Source organism: Streptomyces sp. NBC_00390, assembly GCF_036057275.1.
Classification (GTDB): domain Bacteria; phylum Actinomycetota; class Actinomycetes; order Streptomycetales; family Streptomycetaceae; genus Streptomyces.
In genome coordinates this window covers 32,910-49,506 of the sequence record NZ_CP107946.1, presented here as the reverse complement: position 1 = coordinate 49,506, position 16,597 = coordinate 32,910, and the positions used below count along the sequence as shown (strand labels likewise).

The 16,597-nt window shown below is 68.2% G+C and carries 15 protein-coding genes and 3 pseudogenes; 10 read left to right on the top strand and 8 right to left on the bottom strand.

Features of this window, described 5'->3' with window-relative positions; translation table 11 throughout:
- Positions 1 to 10: 10 nt before the first annotated feature.
- Positions 11 to 583, top strand: a complete 573-nt coding sequence (locus OHS70_RS38465) for a hypothetical protein (RefSeq protein ID WP_328406459.1) — start codon at positions 11 to 13, stop codon at positions 581 to 583.
- An 89-nt stretch (positions 584 to 672) separates the two neighbouring features.
- Positions 673 to 1,035: a Tn3 family transposase gene (locus OHS70_RS38460; RefSeq protein WP_328406506.1), complete on the top strand. Its 363-nt coding sequence runs from the start codon at positions 673 to 675 to the stop codon at positions 1,033 to 1,035.
- 759 nt (positions 1,036 to 1,794) lie between these two features.
- Here the strand turns inward: OHS70_RS38460 and OHS70_RS38455 are convergent.
- The gene (locus tag OHS70_RS38455; RefSeq protein WP_328406457.1) at positions 1,795 to 1,950 is read right to left on the bottom strand and encodes a hypothetical protein; all 156 of its coding nucleotides are present in this window, start codon (positions 1,948 to 1,950) and stop codon (positions 1,795 to 1,797) included.
- Between the two features lie 111 nt (positions 1,951 to 2,061).
- Positions 2,062 to 2,283: a hypothetical protein gene (locus OHS70_RS38450; protein ID WP_328406455.1), complete on the bottom strand. Its 222-nt coding sequence runs from the start codon at positions 2,281 to 2,283 to the stop codon at positions 2,062 to 2,064.
- A gap of 290 nt (positions 2,284 to 2,573) precedes the next feature.
- On the opposite strand from OHS70_RS38450, the gene OHS70_RS38445 reads away from it, so the two are divergent.
- Positions 2,574 to 2,837: a hypothetical protein gene (locus OHS70_RS38445; protein ID WP_328406453.1), complete on the top strand. Its 264-nt coding sequence runs from the start codon at positions 2,574 to 2,576 to the stop codon at positions 2,835 to 2,837.
- A gap of 222 nt (positions 2,838 to 3,059) precedes the next feature.
- Here OHS70_RS38445 and OHS70_RS38440 read toward each other — a convergent pair whose 3' ends face one another.
- A complete protein-coding gene (locus tag OHS70_RS38440) occupies positions 3,060 to 4,460 on the bottom strand; it encodes a hypothetical protein (protein WP_328406451.1) in 1,401 nt (466 codons plus the stop codon).
- 1,251 nt (positions 4,461 to 5,711) lie between these two features.
- Between OHS70_RS38440 and OHS70_RS38435 the strand changes: the two genes are divergently transcribed.
- From OHS70_RS38435 to OHS70_RS38425, 3 genes are all read left to right on the top strand, one after another.
- Positions 5,712 to 6,047, top strand: a complete 336-nt coding sequence (locus OHS70_RS38435) for a hypothetical protein (RefSeq protein WP_328406449.1) — start codon at positions 5,712 to 5,714, stop codon at positions 6,045 to 6,047.
- Between the two features lie 734 nt (positions 6,048 to 6,781).
- Complete coding sequence (locus OHS70_RS38430; RefSeq protein WP_328406446.1) at positions 6,782 to 7,210, top strand: hypothetical protein; 429 nt, start codon at positions 6,782 to 6,784, stop codon at positions 7,208 to 7,210.
- A 114-nt stretch (positions 7,211 to 7,324) separates the two neighbouring features.
- A complete protein-coding gene (locus OHS70_RS38425; protein WP_328406444.1) occupies positions 7,325 to 7,651 on the top strand; it encodes a hypothetical protein in 327 nt (108 codons plus the stop codon).
- Positions 7,652 to 7,827: 176 nt separating this feature from the next.
- Here the strand turns inward: OHS70_RS38425 and OHS70_RS38420 are convergent, their stop codons facing one another.
- Positions 7,828 to 8,307, bottom strand: coding sequence for a hypothetical protein (locus OHS70_RS38420; RefSeq protein ID WP_328406442.1), 480 nt, complete (start codon positions 8,305 to 8,307; stop codon positions 7,828 to 7,830).
- Between the two features lie 524 nt (positions 8,308 to 8,831).
- Here OHS70_RS38420 and OHS70_RS38415 point away from each other — a divergent pair.
- The 3 genes and pseudogenes from OHS70_RS38415 to OHS70_RS38405 all read left to right on the top strand — a co-directional run.
- Positions 8,832 to 9,677, top strand: a complete 846-nt coding sequence (locus OHS70_RS38415) for a hypothetical protein (RefSeq protein WP_328406440.1) — start codon at positions 8,832 to 8,834, stop codon at positions 9,675 to 9,677.
- Positions 9,678 to 9,898: 221 nt separating this feature from the next.
- Positions 9,899 to 10,594, top strand: a complete 696-nt coding sequence (locus OHS70_RS38410; protein ID WP_328406438.1) for a DUF6193 family natural product biosynthesis protein — start codon at positions 9,899 to 9,901, stop codon at positions 10,592 to 10,594.
- Positions 10,595 to 10,734: 140 nt separating this feature from the next.
- Positions 10,735 to 10,974: pseudogene (locus tag OHS70_RS38405) on the top strand (IS630 family transposase); the annotation flags it as partial.
- Between the two features lie 387 nt (positions 10,975 to 11,361).
- On the opposite strand, the pseudogene OHS70_RS38400 reads toward OHS70_RS38405, so the two are convergent.
- Together OHS70_RS38400 and OHS70_RS39280 are read right to left on the bottom strand one after the other, a co-directional pair.
- Positions 11,362 to 11,993, bottom strand: a pseudogene (locus tag OHS70_RS38400) (transposase); the annotation flags it as partial.
- 402 nt (positions 11,994 to 12,395) lie between these two features.
- Positions 12,396 to 12,977: pseudogene (locus tag OHS70_RS39280) on the bottom strand (helix-turn-helix transcriptional regulator); the annotation flags it as partial.
- A 98-nt stretch (positions 12,978 to 13,075) separates the two neighbouring features.
- Here OHS70_RS39280 and OHS70_RS38390 point away from each other — a divergent pair.
- Entirely contained in the window at positions 13,076 to 14,317 is a 1,242-nt protein-coding gene (locus OHS70_RS38390) for an FAD-dependent oxidoreductase (RefSeq protein WP_328406434.1), read from the top strand.
- Between the two features lie 206 nt (positions 14,318 to 14,523).
- Here OHS70_RS38390 and OHS70_RS38385 read toward each other — a convergent pair whose 3' ends face one another.
- Complete coding sequence (locus OHS70_RS38385; protein WP_328406432.1) at positions 14,524 to 15,582, bottom strand: MFS transporter; 1,059 nt, start codon at positions 15,580 to 15,582, stop codon at positions 14,524 to 14,526.
- A 43-nt stretch (positions 15,583 to 15,625) separates the two neighbouring features.
- Positions 15,626 to 16,585, bottom strand: a complete 960-nt coding sequence (locus OHS70_RS38380; RefSeq protein WP_328406429.1) for a sigma-70 family RNA polymerase sigma factor — start codon at positions 16,583 to 16,585, stop codon at positions 15,626 to 15,628.
- Positions 16,586 to 16,597 lie beyond the last annotated feature (12 nt).

Sequence of the window (16,597 nt, the reverse complement as noted above, 5' to 3'; positions counted from 1 at the left end):
TGATGGGGTCGTGGACTACAGCCTCGTGATCGCCGCCGCCCAGGCCGCTGGCCCCTGCCCGTCCGGTGAGGAAGCCGCCTGGGGCCGCCGCGTGCACACCCTCACCGTTGACCTTCACATGATTGCCAAGCAAGCCGCGCAGGACGTCGACCGGCTGGAGAGCGCCAAGACGTTCGTCGCGCTCCTGGAGAAGGTCGAGATCGAGGAGTCCAGCCGCCGGGGCCTGCTCACTCTGCGGCCCCCGTCCGGCGACGCCGAGCACATTCGCACCGAGCAGCAGGAGACCGACCGCGGCCGCCAACTGATCGAGCGGGCCCACTCCCTGGTGGGGCGGTGGGTGGTCGTCTACCGGTACAACGAGGAGAAGACTGGGAACCGGCAGCACAACGTGCGCATGCTCGCCCACCTGATGGACCTCGGGGACGGCGCGATCTCCGTGAACGTCGCGAAGAAGGTCCTCCTCGACGACGCCGACGGCGTCGTGGCGCGCGCCCAGGGAGCGTGGGAGAGCGCAGGCTTGCCGGGCACCGGCACCGTCACGGTCGGGCAGCTACAGAAGGCGCGTGCCGAGCTGCTGAGCTGATGAAGCAACCACCGCACTACTCCGACTGAGCGGGCGGAGCCAGGCATCCGTGCCGCTGCTCGAGTCGTTGCGGGGTTACCGCCCGGCGCCTGGGCACCGCCGAGGCCGAGCAGGTCCTGCACGGGTTTACCCGGGGAGCGCCGAAGCACCCGACATACCGGGCGATCGAGGAACTGAGCCGGACGGTGCGGACATTGTTCGTCTGCGACTACCCCGCCGACGTCGAGATGCGCCGGGTGATCCACGAGGGGTTGCAGGTGGTGGAGAACTGGAACTCCGCGAACAAGGACCTCTTCTATGGCAAGGACGACGACCTGGCCGGTGCGGACAAGGAGTCCCAGGAGGTCAGCATGCTCGCGCTGCCACCTGCTCCAGTCCGCTCTGATGCACGCGCTCGTTGTTCACGGTGGGGACCGTACCGCGGTGAGCCAACCGGCCCAGCCAGATTGTGACCTGTGCCACCGTCAGGGGCGTTTGGTTCTGCGAGAGGTCTGCAAAGTCGAGGTACGCCGGGGGCAACCACCTGCCTGAACGACCTGCGCCTTCGTGCGGAATGCATTTCTCAGACCACCCCGCACGACATGAAGAACTTTACCTGACTAAAGCCCTGCCACTTGAGGTAACAAGGTATTCGCGCATCACCGTTGGTGTAGCCTTTCCGCTACCCCCTTAAAGGCTGTCTCGCGGGCACGCGAGGCCGGACCGTGAAGGGAGGTGAAGGCGGTGAATGCCGGACCGGAGCCCGAGGGCCCCAGGCCGGTGAAGACCACACGTCGCCGTCGTCGGGCGCGAGTTCCTCGCGCGCTGCGGCCCGTGGTTGTGATCGTTCAACTCGCCTACTACACGCTGTGCGTGTGGCGGGAGTTGTGAGGTTGCGACCTCGGCGAACGTGACGAGGACCCACCTGGGCGGGTGGGTCCTCGTGAGTCGACGCCTGCCGTGGGCCCCGTGCCGAGCTTGCAGGCGGGTACGGGGCTCACACCTCTTAGCGCGGACTGTTGGTGGCTACCGTAGCAGATTCACGGCACTAATTTACTCACATGTGCGCGTTCTTATTTCCGTGAATATTCGCAGCACTATTGGCGAAGCTAATCCGGAAACTAAATCGGCGAACTATTCGCTCAGGTCTCCGGGACGCCGTAGGCGTTCGCCGGTACGCGCGGCAGTGTCACCGCGCGTTCGGCTCCCATGTCCTCAACGTCTGGACTGGGTCACAGCCGGAGGAAGAGATACAGCGCACCCCAGGTGAGCAGGCCCAGGCTCAGTGCCGGGATCAGGGCGGGAGCCTGGACGGCGACCATCACCGCGAGGGCGGAGCCGACGGCAACGACGGCGAGCGCGGTGCGGTTGTCGGGAGCGGGGGACATAGCAGGCCTCCAAGGGGGTCGGAACGCCCGCCGATCGGCGAGCGCACCGACCTTGGAGGAGCGCAGGGTTAGCCCCGCAACCCCCACCGTCTCCCACGCGCGTGAGGCCGGTCACACACCTTGCAGGGCCCAGCCGGGCCGGGCGGCCGCGCGGCGGCGCATGGCCAGGGTGGGGTTGTCCTGCCAGGGCAGGGCGTCGTCGAGGTAGCGGGCCAGGGCCTTGGAGCCCGGCACGTAGCGGCAGTGGGTTTCGATGATGTGCCGGGGCACACCGAGCCGTTGCAAGTGGCGGACCTGGCCGCGGCGCATGCTGTGCCCGCTGTAGCGGCGCATCGAGTGCCGCAGCAGCCGACGGGCCCGGCGCCGCTCGGCGGCGAAGGCCTCCCGCTCGGCCTCCGCCAGGGCGGCGAGCTCTTCCGTCTCTGCTGCCGTCGACAGCAGCCGCCGCTCCTCGAGGTTCAGTTCGCGTGTCAGCCCGGCGGCCGCCGCCCTGTACCCACTTCAAGGCGCTGACCAGCCCGGACAGCGAGGTGGAGATGGGCGCGGGCGGGAATGAGCCCTCCGTCTGGCTGGATCACTCCAACTTGCTCCAGTGGCAGCAGGTCCGGCCTAGGGTCCGAGCCATGAACATAAACGGAGACCCCGGAGACATCGAAGCCAAGGACGTGTACGAGATCGGACCGCTGACCTACCGCCAGGGGTACGTGCTCGTGTGGAAGGAGCAGTTCGGAGTGCGGGATGACGCTCTCATGCACGACCGTGCGATCGTCGGCGCCTACTTTGGCAACCCGGAGAACCGGGGCTCCGCAGACCAGTTGTTCCGGGCCTGGGTGGATGCCGAGGAGCTCCCTACGGTCCTGGCTCACTGGGCCGACATTCTGCGCTGACCAACCTATGAATCACCGACCGCGGCCCCGCCAGCCGCTGACCTCGAACTCCAACACTCCAAAGCATCACGCGCAGCTGCACGTCGGTTGCGCCGTTCGTTAACGGCACCCCAACCGGGGCCGTCGGATGTGTCTGGAGTCATGCAAGGTGCGCTCTTTGCGCGCATGCGTCGCGTCAATGCGACGTATGCGCGCAATCACGGTGTGACCGCCGTGCCGCAGTCACGCACCCCGAGGGGCGCCGGGCCGACCCGGCGCCCGGCGCATGGCCACGGTGGGGTTGTCCTGCCAGGGCAGCGTGTCGTCGAGGTAGCGGGCGAGGGCTTTGGAGCCGGGCACGTAGCGGCAGTGGGTTTCGATGATGTGCCGGGGTGTGCCGAGTTTTTGCAGGTGGCGGACGTGGCCGCGGCGCATGCTGTGTCCGCTGTAGCGGCGCATGGAGTGCCGCAGCAGCCGACGGGCCCGGCGCCGATCGGCGGCGAAGGCCTCCCGCTCCGCTTCGGCCAGGGCGGCGAGCTGCTCGGCTTCGGCGGTCGTCGACAGCAGCCGCCGCTCCTCAAGGCTCAGTGCCCGGGTGAGGCCGGCGGCCGCCGCGGCAGAGCGGATCAGGTTGCGGATGGTGCGATCCCCGATACCGCCCGCCCGGTCCGGATCCGCCGACCGCCGTCCCGCCGTGGTGAGCTTGTCGTTCTTCACCCGCCGCAGCAGCGGACCGCGCTCCACCTCGGCGGCCGCGAGCACCTGACGCCAGGCCCGCCAGGCGGCCAGCGGACAGGTGACGTCGTCCTGGGCGACGATCCGCACGCGATCCACCGTGCGGCCGTGCGGGTTGGTCTTGGACCGGCGCAGGGTGATGACCAGCGCGGGCAGTTCCACGAGCGTGCCGGAAGCGTCGATGACTTCGGCGACGTCCTCGGTGACGTCGCGGATGTTCATCGAGGCCGGTTCGGAGGCCCGTCCAGCCATGTACCAGGCCAGGGTGAGCGCGCACGCGTCGCGCCGGCCGGCCACGGTGGTGCGGTCGAGGGTGGCGAGCATCGCGGCCAGGTCCTCCCGGCTGCACGCGGTGGCCTGCAGCGCGTCGCCTGCCCCGTCCACGTCGGCGGCCGCCTCGGCTGCCCGATGGTTGACCACCGCGGAGATATAGGAGCGATCCTCCGCATCCAGCGGGGAGCCGTTCAGAGCGAGGACGTGGGCGAGGGTGCCAGCGTAGGTCTCCAGCGTCTCGGGCTGGTGGCCGCGGTCGGCGAGAAAGGCGACGTAGTCCGGCACGGTGCCCGGGTCGCCGGGCAGCCGGCCGTGCTCCCGGCACCAGGTGACGAACAGCGCGGCCCGCGACTCGCGGCCGCGCCGGGTGTTGGCCGGGGTGGCCAGCCGGATCCGGCGCGCGGTCGCCGCGGCGAGCGTACGCCCGGACGGGGTGATGACCCGCCGCGGGCCGGGCAGCTCGGCCAGCGGGTCGGCCAGCGCGTCCGGCACATCCGCTGCGGCCCCCCACCCGGGGTGGGCCAGCGGCTCGTCGAGGATGTCGAACGCACTCGGCACGTCTGCCGCGTCGCCCCAGCCCGTCGGTGCGTCGAGTGCGCTCGGTGCGTCGCCGTCCGCCCACGCGCCGCCGCTCATCGGCGCCCCTTCCGGTCCGTCACATCCCGTGTCCATTATGCACGTTGCGTGTTTACCGACTTGTGCACAGTATCGGAAAACAAGAACCGAGGAGGCCCTCTCACGCGCATACGAGCGGGTGGTGTCACCTGGCGAGCTCGAGACGGCCAGAGCCTCACCGCGTGTCCGGCCGTGAGTAGCAGCGGTGCAGCGGTTAACGGTGAGATTGATCTTGGTCGGCTAGCACAGCGATCGGTGGTCGTGGGGCAGTTCGGGACAAGCTCGCTGAACGGGCTCGTGGCGTGGCTACGGTCACCGCGTGCCGGTGGAATTCCTGACTGACGAGCAGGCCGATGCGTACGGGACCTTCAAAGAGGTCCCGACGCGTTACAGGCGGTCCGTCACCCTTCGTCTCCCTCTTGGTCGTTCCGGCGGCGGCGAGACGTGACCGTAAGGGGGCGAAAAGGGGAGGCGCAAATGCGGAGCGGACCTGATTGGATCGACGCGCAGTTTGCCCCGCTATGCCCGGGTCGGCTCATTGGATCGACCCGAGGGGGCGTAATCGAGCGATTCAGCCCCCGCTCGCCATTCGACCGGCACCCAGGCGATCACCCCGCCACGTCGGCACATTGGCGGGGTGTCAAATCATGTGACAACAAACCGCACTCTCTGCGTGGTTCCTACTCGACCCCCGAGTTCGGACAGGACGCTCACGGCAGCTCCGGACGTTCGGCGGCGAGGTGTGCTCGTCGGTCGGGCCGAGGGACAATCTGCTCGGGCGTGAAGATTTGCACATAACAGACGTAGTAGACAAGGGGGGTGTCACAGGACCGGCAGCGGCCTTGGGGACCAATCGCGCAGCGGATGGCGCTAAGCCCCTCCAGGCAGTTGGAGGGGCTTCGGGGTGCTGGTCGCGGGTGCTGACGCGGGCGACGCGTTCTCAGCCGGCGCAGAGGCCAAGGCCGGGCCGCGCGCAGAACGAGGCCGCGCGCCCGGCACAGGACGCCTCATCTGGCAGGAGATGCCGCTGCAGCGGTGGGAGCGGCGGGGATGGAAAGGAGAGGACGGGGAGCAGGGTAGGCCCGGCCCCGTTGGAGTTCTCGCACAGGTGAACAGGAGTCACCCTATTTGGGTTGCATCTTCCTAGCCGGGATTGAGCCGGTGTGCCCGTGGCAAGGCCAAGGCCTTGGAAGCCCTGGGTCCTCTTGGTCATCCCTGACAGGTACGGCCTAGAGAACTCAGGTTCGGTCACGCGAGAGGAAGACAGTCATCGTGAAGAAGCTTGTTCCCGTCGCTGTGTTCATGGGTCTGGTCCCTGCTCTGCTGGGTGGTGCCTCCACGGCGTCCGCTACAGGTCACTACAGCTGCAGCAACGGCCTCGCCAACGTAGTCACCTGCAACAACACGAACACGGGTCCGGTTGTCGTGAAGATCACCGGTAACCGGACGCTGACCGACAACGAGCTCAGCGTGCTGGAGAACAATCTCAACAATGCCTCCGTCAACATCACGGCTCTGAAGAACGCGACGGTCAACACCTATAAGTCCTTCAACCCCAGCGTCACGATCAAGAACATCAATGTCTGCATTGCCTCAGTCTGTGGCTAAACCCGCGATCTGCCCGTACGCCTAGGGCATACCCGTGACGCCGGGCCCTGGATTCCTCCAGGGCCCGGTCCTGGACGAGATGGGCGTGCCCGGCACCCCGGACAATCACCCAGCATGTCGCCACACATCGCAGCGAGATCTAACTGAGCGTCACGAAGTGGCCCCCTTCTCGCGTATCTCCTCCGTCCCTCACCTCCGCAGGTCACGGGCTTGTGGTGGCGGTCCTCAGAATTGCCTCGCAAAACTCAACGGTTGCGAGAGGGGTTCCGCGAGAGCCGACCTGGGCGAACTGCTCGGGGGCCGACCTCCCAGTACGCCTCTCACATCTCCTCGTTTGTGCGACGCGTGAACCGGAACCAGCGCTACCGCCAACCACTGCCCCGCTAGTCCCCAACGCCGGGCAGGCCCGCAAAAGAACTTCCGCCGCGGCGTAACACTTCGCAGGGCTGGCACGTCTCCCAGAGTGTGAAGCACTCACCGGGGGTCGCACTGCTCCCGCTTCGAGTGCCCAGCTTGCTCGCCGACTGGTTCGCTCCAACTGGTCGGCGAGCACCTCACGCTCCGACGGCAGCCCCAACTGCCGTCGGTCGCCCGGCCCCCTCCCCCTGACCCCCGCCGGGCCGCGCACCGTGCATGCCGGGACACAAACCCCCTCCGGCCTGCACGGTGCGCCACATGCGAACCCCCGCCCCGAGCCGACCGTCACGGCCCACAGCCGTGACGAAGGCCGCCGCATGGAGAGCGCCAAGACGTTCGTCGCGTTCCTGGAGAAGGTGGAGATCGAGGAGTCCAGCCGCCGCGGTCTGCTCACCCTGCGGCCGCCGTCCGGCGAGGCGGAGCACATCCGCACTGAGCAGCAGGAGACCGACCGCGGCCGCCAGCTCATCGAGCGGGCCCGCGCCCTGGTCGGCCGGTGGGTGCTCGTCTACCGGTACAACGAGCCGAAGAGCGGCAACCAGCAGCACAACGTGCGTATGCTCGCCCACCTGATGGACCTCGGCGACGGCGCGATCTCGGTGAACGTCGCGAAGAAGGTCCTCCTGGACGACGCCGACGGAGTTGTCGCCCGTGCCCAGGGCGCCTGGGAGAGCGCAGGCCTGCCGGCCGCCGGCACCGTGACGGTGGAGCAGCTGCAGAAGGCGCGCGCCGAGCTGAGGAGCTGACAGCCGCACGGGTGTCAGTCCGCTGTCCTACGCTCGGCGAATGACCACCCACTCGCCCCTTCGGCAACCGTCCTTCTGCTTCCCAGGTGGGATCCCACGCCGGTTGAGAAGGCTGTGGCCGACGGCATTGCCGCAGGTTTCGACCTGGAGATGTTCCTCTGGTTCATCTTCCGCCGGCCGGACGGCGGTACCCGCATCTGGTACGTGTGGACGGCTGGCGGGCAGCCGATCGGCGACGAGGTCGACCAGCTCGCCATGGGGAAGGGGCTGGACGCGGCGGACTGGTTGCACATCGAGGACCGGCACCAACAGACCAGCACGCAGGGCCGGGTGGAGATGGGCGTACGCGCTGCGTCCCGTCCTCGCCGACGTCCAGGCTGGCATCCGCTGTCCCGAGGATCGGCGCGAAGGCCTGCGGCGTGTCGTGCGGAGGGCTTCTGAGGTCACCGGTCAGGAGCCGCAGACGCTCGAGCCGAGGTGGCTGGGGTTCGGGCCCGTGCTCACTGAGCGGAAGGAATGAGAGGGTCTGTGGTGCTGCGTGGCCTGGAGTTGACGCGTGCCGCGCCGATTGTTCGCGGGCGCTGTCTCAAGAATCGATGAGAAGCATGGCAAAGTGGTTAACCCTGTGGGCGTGCATTGCCAGGGTCAAAAATCGGTGTATCTGGGTGTGGACCCTTAATCGTTACGTGGTACGCGATTCTGAGAAAGTTTCCTCCCCGTGCTGTGATGCCGACTTTCAGCAATGGCACGCTCGGGGAGACGCCGGTGGCGTCAGAGCTCAATACTTGTTCCCTACTCATGATCACCCGGGCACTGTTGACGAGCGCTGCACCGAATTCGTCGTCGTCGTCTGCCGTGCATACTCTGAAGCCCGCGACTGAGCACTTCACTACTGCTTCCGGCGGCTCTTCGGGGAGCCATCGCTGCAGCTTCCCATCCTCGTTACCGCCGAAGGGGATGAATGAGGTCACGAGGGCGTCGATGGGTCTGTCGCCACCGGCAAATCCGTTCGCGGGGAATGCGAAGTCGAGAATTCCCGTGTAGATGAGGAGGCGATTGCTTGGGACACTGGCGCCCTCCACATAATTGACCTCCATGTGCTGACGCGCTCTGACTTGGGTGACGGGGATGCGGATTTGGTCTAGCACGGTTTCCTCCTTGTGGGCGCGTGTTGGCTGCGGCACTGATGAGAGGTCCCGTGAAGTTCTTCAGGTTTCCTCGCCTCGATCCCGACTCTAGGGACGGCGACCGGGCAGGGCATGCGGAGTGCGTCCGAGTGGATGCCGTAGAAGCCGGCGCCAACGCCGGTGTAACACTTCGGGGGTCTGCCCCGTCTGTAGAGGTGACGCGCCCCCGGGGAGTCGAGCGAGCAATAGACCTCCCCGCGGGCGCCGACCAACTTCAAGGTCTGGATAACAGCAAGAAGCCCAGGGGGGCTCCCCGGCGGGCCGCAGGGACCCGTCCCGGGAGGCCGGGGGGCGCGAAGACCGTACCGGACCGGGACGTTGCGATTCGGTCCGACACGGACCGACACGAAAGCAGCAGCCGAACGGGGGAGGGTGCCTGTGGCGCTTCTTGCTGTTATCCAGAATGCGGGTACGGGCTTCCGTACCCTGTGCGCATGCCGACCGCCCCGCGCCGCCACGACGACGCCTTCGATGCCATCAATGGCTTCCTCGGCGAGCTCGCCGAGCGCGGGTACGGCTACGAGACCCAGCGCCTGCGCGGCCACCTCCTCAACGAGTACCTCGAGCACGCCCTGGCCGCAGAGAAGACGGCCGCGATCACCACCGCCGAGCTCATGGACCTCGTGCACGCCGACGCCTGGCTCGCCGCCGCGGCCGCCGGCGAAACACGGCGCCGAAACACCCTCCTCGGCCCCGACGCCGCCGCCTCCTACAACTCCCAGCGCGCCCGCATACAAACCTGGAACGCCTTCGCCGAACACCTCGGCCTTCCCCTGCGCCTGGAACTCCCGCCCGCCGGACACGGCGACTGGCTCGAGCCCGAGGAGGCCCACAAGCTGCTGCGCACCCTCGCGGTGAAGCGCCCCGTGGGCGCCAACGCCGCAACGTCCCTGCGTACCGCCGCAGTGGCCGCGCTCGTCGCCGCCACCGGCCGCTCCGTGCCCGAACTCCACGCCCTGGACGTCGCCGACGTCGACCTCGAGCACCGTCCCTTCCCCCAGGTAGAGCTGCACAGCAGACCCCACCCACTCGACAAGGACACCGCCGACGTCCTGCGCCGCTGGCTCGACGTCCGCGCCGGCATCACCGCCCAGCTCGAAGGCACCGACCCCGGATACCTCTGGATCCCCACAAAACCCGGCCGCACCCGCGACGGCATCGAACCACCCAAGCCCGGCCTGACCCGGGCCGCCGTGCGCACCCTGCACGCAGCCCACCGCACCCTCGTCCTGCAGGTCTTCGGCGCCCCCCTGCGCCCCGGGGCACTTCTCCCCCACTGACTCGTACGCCTGCACAACCGACGCACGTAATCGACGTTGACCATGAGAGACGATTCACGGCGGCCGAGAGGGGCACGCTGATGCGGATCCCGAAAATTCCCCGGTATCGCTCTTCGCTCCCCACTCAGTTGCTGTGGCCAGCGGAAACGGCAGGGTCTACGGAAGTTACCGGGAGTGAAGCAGCGGTGATGGTGGTTCGCCGTCCTGGCAGACTCCATGGCATGTACGAGCTTGCCGGTGCCGCAGCGCCGAACAATCCCATGCACGAGTACGTGACGCTATATCCCGAGGTCGTTCAGGCCGGTTCCTTGCAGAACGCCCTGCAGGCGGTGGCCGATGATGCGGGCCACGGCCTCGCGGTCGAGCTCACGTCCTCACCAGGCTGGCGCCATGTGGCCGCGCGCGTGGAATCCGACAACCACGGGGCGAACGTCCTGATGGCTCTCGGCGAGCGTTACTTCATCGTCGACTGCTGGACCGGCGGTGTCCGCATGGCTTCCGGCAGTACCCCGGATCTGTCCGAGGTTGTCGGGGCGCTGCACTCCTGGCTGGAGGGGCCTCGGGTGGGCGAACTCGTCGCCCAGTGGCCCTTCCTGCGGACCTGGGAGCTGGCCGAAGCCCACGAGCGTGGCGAGGCTGTGCCGGTGCGGTGGCGCCAGCTGCGCGATGCCGCCGCGCGCACTGGGGACACCGGCTTGCACGAACTCGTCGAGGCCGCCTTCGAACAGGAGCCGCTTCGGGGCCTGTCGCCGGGACGGAGCATGTACTGGCTCACCTTCAGCCGCCGGGCCGCGCCGCCCATCTGCCACGACCTGCCGCGGGCCATGCCGCTCGGGAACGGCCGCTACCGGGTGCGGTTCGGCGACGGACGGCTGCAGGAGCTAGTGCCGCATCAAGCAACGTTTGCCCTGTTGTGATGTGACACGCCGCCTGGTCGCTGTGTCGGACGGCGCGGGGCCGTCACTCTGGCGGGGTGGCAGAACGAGTACGCGTACGCGAGATCGACGACGACGAGGGGCAGCGACTGCTGCGGATCATCCGCCGAGGCACCGGTTCGGTGGTGACCTGGCGGCGGGCCCAGATGGTGCTCGAGATCGCCTACACCCCCACCAACAGTTCCTGGCTCAACCGGATCGAGGCCCAGTTCACGGCCCTGCGCTACTTCACCCTCGACGGCACCGACCATGCCACCCACAAGGAACAGGGCAGCATGATCCGCCGCTACATCATCTGGCGAAACCGTCACGCCGACGACCAACGCCTACGCGCCGTCGTCAACAGGGCAAACGTTGCCTGATCCGGCACTAGACATGACCGCGGCCTCCCCCCGTGATGAAGGGGAGGCCGCAGCGCCCGGGGTGATGGTCTCAGCGCGGTAGGCGCCGTAATCCTCCAGTGCTGCACCGCGTCTGGCGCAGCCAGTGGCTTGATGCTCTGACGGCGGTCAGTGCGAGCGCGATCATCAGGACGGTCCGTACAGGGCCCTGCGTACGCGAACGCGTCGCGGCGGTCGCATGCACCACGTCGCTGGATGGTTCCGCCGCCGACCCGCCGGCGAAAGTGCGTGGGTCCGCAGAATTGCCCGGCAATCTCGATCGTGATTCTGGGCGCGGTGCTGGTGCTGGGTGTGATGAACACAGGTCTACTCACGTCGCTCGGCTCCCTGGATACTGACTTCGGCTTGTCAGGGTGACGTTGGGTTGTCGAGGGTCAGGCCGGTGCCGGCTATGAAGCCGTCGAGGGTGTCGGGCCGGTACTGGAGGCGTTTGAGACGGTTGCGGACGAGGATTTCGAGCCGGTCGAGGGCGACCACGGCGAGGTTGGCCAGGCTGCGTTCGACGTGTGCCCATACCCACTCGACGGGGTTGAGGTCGGGCGAGTAGGCGGGTAGCAGGAACACCGTCAGCCAGTCCCGTTCGACGATCAGTTCGCGCATGGCGTGGGAAACGTGGGTGTTGAGCCGGTCCCACACGAGCACGATCGGTGCCTTGACGAGCTGGTGGACGCCGTCAATCAGCGCGATGAAGTCGCGCTCGCCCATACTGCTGCGCTTGCCCTTGCCTGCCGGGTGGGTGCGCAGGCGGTGGCACAGACGGGCGCGGGAGCCGGGCCGCATGGCGATCACCCCGGCCACCGACAGGCGTCCCGAGCGCCGCCCGCTCACCGTCACGACCGGGGTGCGGCCGCGTCGGCCCCAGGTGCGTCCTGTGGGCGGCCGTCGGGTGAAGCCCGCCTCCTCGAAGCAGATGTAGCCCCCGCAGGCCGCCCTGGCTCTTTTACATCGGCCCAGGTCGCCTCCTTCCACATCTCGACGGCCGCGACGATGGCCAATCGATAGGCAAGTCGGTTGCACGCGTGTGCGAGTTCGGGCGGGCGGAGATCGGTGAGTTCGGCATCGAAGGTGGCGAGGATCCCGGCGATGCCGGCCCAGGACCAGGCGCCGAGGGTGAGGCGGCAGTGCTCGGTGTCGAGGTGTTCGACGACCGAGCCGCCCGGTGCCCAGCGGGCGACGATGCCGGCCGGCAAGTTGAGTCGGGCGCTGCCGGTGCACTGCCAGGCGGCGGCGGTGTCACCGCGATCGTGACTGCTCATGACGAAGCGAGCGAGGTCGTCGTACGGGAGCTCGCGCGGGCTGAAGGGGTGTGTCGTGGGGCGGGGGCGGAGCCGGTCGACACGGTGCACTCGCCACTGGTGGTCTCCAAGGTCGTAGGCGACCAGGTACCACCGGCCGGCCCAGACGACCAGATGGTGGGGCTCGATGCGGCGGGCGGGCGGGAAGTTGTCGTCGCCGGTTTCGGGCCGTGAGCCGTCGGGGCGCAGCGTTTCGGTGACGAGTACGTGGCGGTGGCGCACCGCGGCCCCCACGGCGGTGAGCGCGGTCGAGTCGATGGGGGGTGCGGGGAACTCCCAGTAGTTCTGCAATCTGGTCAGGCGTAGGGATCTCATTGTTTCCCGCAGCGCAGCGGGCATGGCCTGTTCCAGGGTGACCAGCGCCCGCGCCGCGTCGTCTTCCAGGCCGAATACCGTGCTGGGCGCGGTTTGTAGGGCCACCGCGACCGCGAGGGCCTGATCGTGGTCGAACACCAGCGGAGGGAGGGTGTGCCCTGCGCCGAGCTGGTAACCGCCATCGGGTCCGTGGACGGTGGTGATCGGGTATCCGAGTTCGCGCAGGGTCTCGATGTCACGGCGGACGGTGCGCTCGCTGACCCGGAGCGCGGTGGCGAGCTCGCGTAGTGGCCACAGGCGGCGCGATCCGAACAGGGACAGTAGCCGCAATGCCCGTCGTGAGGTGTTCGCCATCGTCCCATCATCCCCGGTAGTGGCCACTCAGTGTCCACTACCGGTGCCACTGTTGAGTGCCCGTGCAGGCGAACAGTGACGGAAGAGGACGAATGGGTATGCGTGTTGTCGTGGTCGGTGGTGGGATCGGTGGACTCGCACTGGGGGCGGGGTTGCGCCGCAGGGGGTTCGAGGTGGCGGTGTTCGACCGCGACACCGACGTGGCGGCGACGGGGGGTTACCACATCACCCTGGACGAGCGGGCCCAGTCGGCACTGCGTGAGTTGGTGGCGCCGGAGATCATGCAGCGGCTGCTGGCGTCGGCCTCGGCGCTGCGGCTGCGCGACCGCGACGCGTTCTGGGACCGTCGCGGCCGACTACTCGGCCGCGGGCCGGATCTCAGCGGCGATTCCAGCGTCGATGTCGACCGCATCACTCTGCGCATGCTGCTGGCCGAGGAGGTCGGCGATGACCTGCATCTGGGGCGGACGGTGTCCGACGTCGGCCGGGGTGACGACGGCGCACCCCGAGTGCTGTTCACCGACGCCGAACAGGTCTCGGCGGATCTGGTGGTGGGCGCGGACGGCACCCACTCCCTGGTTGCCCGGCACCTGGCGGGAGGCCGGACCAACAGCCCGGCGGGCATCATCGGGTTCTCCGGCCGTACCCTCCGCACTGACCTAAGTCCCGGTGAACAGCAACGGCTCGGACCACGATCAGGGCTGGCGATCGGCCCACGGGGTGCAGCACTATACGTCGGCTTCCTCGACCCGGTCGGCAACGCCGTGCTCGACGCCCCCGAGCTGCGGATGTCCGTCACCACCGGCCCCACCTACATCTGGGGCGCCATGTTCCCCGAGTCTGCCGCGACCGACTCTCTGCGCGCCCTGCGCGACGGCGAGTTGCAGGCCGCGCTGTTGAGACGGTTCAGCAAGCAGGGCTGGGCCGAGCACACCCTCGAGGTCATCGCCCGCGCCGACCCGCACAGCGTGGCCGCCTACCGCTTCAATGCCGCCTCGACCCGCGCCACCGATCTCGCGCCATGGCCTGCAGGCCGCATCACCGCGCTTGGCGACGCCGTCCACGCGACACCACCCACCGCCGGAATGGGGGCCGGCGCGGCAATCCGCGATGCTGCCGCCCTGCTTCAGCACCTGGGCGACGTCAATGACGGCGATACGACGACGGCCGAGGCCGTGCACCGGTTCGAGGCGGGCATGCGCCAGCGCGGCAGCGAGATCCTCACCCTTGCAATGAGAACGGTCCGCTTGATCCTGGCCACCGACACCACACTTGGCGCCGCCGCTACCGCCGTGACCACCCCGATCCTGGCCGCTGCCGCCCGGCTGCGTCATCGATGATCAATGTCGGCGTAAGCCCGCGCTTCTTCCTTCAGGCATCAGTAGAAACGGTGGATCCAGGCTGAACAGCTGCCGCGGTGGCGCGATTCTTCCCCTCCCGTTTGGCGCCGATCGTCGCGATGACAGCTCCGTCGCCGACTGGGAGCAACATGTCAACGAGCAACGCCCCTGCCATCGGGCAGGGGCGTTGCTCGAGATGGTCTGTTTCAGGATGCCTGTTGGTCGGCGGGCTTCTCGATCTCGGTGGTCACCCGTGCCCCTCGGAAGAGCACCGGGAGCCACAGGAGACATGCCAGCAGGGGGACCGCGGCGTAGGTGGCCATGCCCACACTGGAGCCCAGCCCGTCCATGAGCGCGCCGAGGAGGAGATAGCCGATGCCGATCAGCGCCGACTCCACGAATGCGATCACCGACAGCAGGCTCGCCCGGTGGCGCGACGGCACTGCCTCGTTGAACACGTTGTCCACGATCACGGCGGTGATCTCGGGAATTCCGACCAGGACCAGGAACGCGGCGATGGTGACCCAGACAAGGCCGAGGCCGCTCAGGCCGAGTGCCGCGGCGAGCGTCAGGAGAGACACCGGGACGATGACCCGATACCCGATGCGCCGATCCGCGCGGTCCGACAGCAGCGGAGTGAGCCCGCCGGCGAAGAATCCCGCCGATATGACCACGCTGACCAATGCGGTGCCCGCTCCCTGATCGGACAGGGTCTTCTGCGTAAAAATGATGTACGGCGTCAAAGTCGCATGCATCAATCCGGACACCACGACAAGCGTCACGAGCGCCGGCGTGGCGACCCGAAGCATCGCCCCCCATGCTGTGGCGTCGCCGTGCTCCTCTTCGACTCCGTCCTGCTCGTCCACCGCGTCCGCGCCGCGGATCTCGGGCACCCATGACATCAGCACCACCACGGCCAGGACGAGGCACGCCGCCGAACCGACGTAGACGACTCCCCAGGAAATCTGCTGCAGTTGGCCGCCGAGGACAATGGCGGCTCCCGACGTGACCGTCCCGAGCATGGTGAACCGGGACTTGATCTTGACGTAGCTGGCCGTTGCACCACGACGCACGAGCAGGTCGTACAGCAGGGCGGTGTCCGAACCGGACACACATGCCATGCCCACGCCCTGCCCGATGAACAGCGCCAGGAACACCCAGTAGTTGGAGAACGCCACCTGACCGAGCAGACATCCAGCTATCAGCACCTGGCCGATCACGATGCTGGCACGCCTGCCGCGGCGCGGTGTTTCATGAGCGACCACCTATGAAACGCGGGTGCTGCGCCGGGCCGCGGTCGGCGTCGGGTCACCACTCGGTGATGAGCGGCGTGTCCGGTTCGTGCTGCCGCCAGGCTTCGGTGAGGCGGGCGATGCGGGTGGGGGCGGCGATGCCGCGCACGGTGGCGATCTTGCCGTGGGCGATGTCGAACGTAGCGGAGCCGATGACCTGGTCGCCGATCACGAAGAGGATGGCGGGGGCGCCGTTGACGAGCGCGTAGTGGATGGCGGGCGTGCCGCCGACAAGTCGCCGCTTCGCGGCTGTGGGTTTGAAGCCGGCCCGTACGACGGCGGCGACGCGCTGCGGAGTGTCGTACCGCAGCAGCTTCTCGGCCAGGCCGCCGGCGCCGTCGGAGATCGCGGTCGCGTCGTCGGTGAGTAGCGCCACCAGCCGTTCGGTGCGGCCCGAGGAGGCAGCGGCGAGGAATTCCTCGACGATCCTGCGGGCGGACGCCGGGTCGATTTCGCCGTCGCCGCGGCGGCGCGCGGCGGTGATGCGGTGCCGGGCCCGGTGGAGGTGCTGCTGGCTTGCGGACTCGGTGATGTCGAGGATTTCGGCGATCTCGGCGTGGCTGTGGGAGAACGCTTCGCGCAGGACGTAGACGGCCCGCTCAAAGGGTGACAGGCGCTCCATGAGCGTCAGCACGGCCAGGGAGACCGATTCGCGCTGCTCGAAGGTGTCGGCCGGGCCGAGCATCGGGTCGCCGTCCAGGAGCGGCTCGGGCAGCCAGGCGCCCACGGTGCGTTCGCGGCGGGCTTGTGCCGAGCGGAGCCGGTCGAGGCACAGGTTGGTGACGACTTTGGTCAGCCATGCTTCCGGCACCTTGATCTGCTGCCGGTCGGCGGCCTGCCAGTGCAGGAATGCGTCCTGTACGGCGTCTTCGGCGTCGGTGGCGGACCCCAGCAGCCGGTATGCCAGCGAGGCCAGCCGGTTCCGGCTGGCCTCGAACCGGCTGGTGTCGAAGCGATCAGTGGCGGTGCTGTCCACGCGGACCACCCT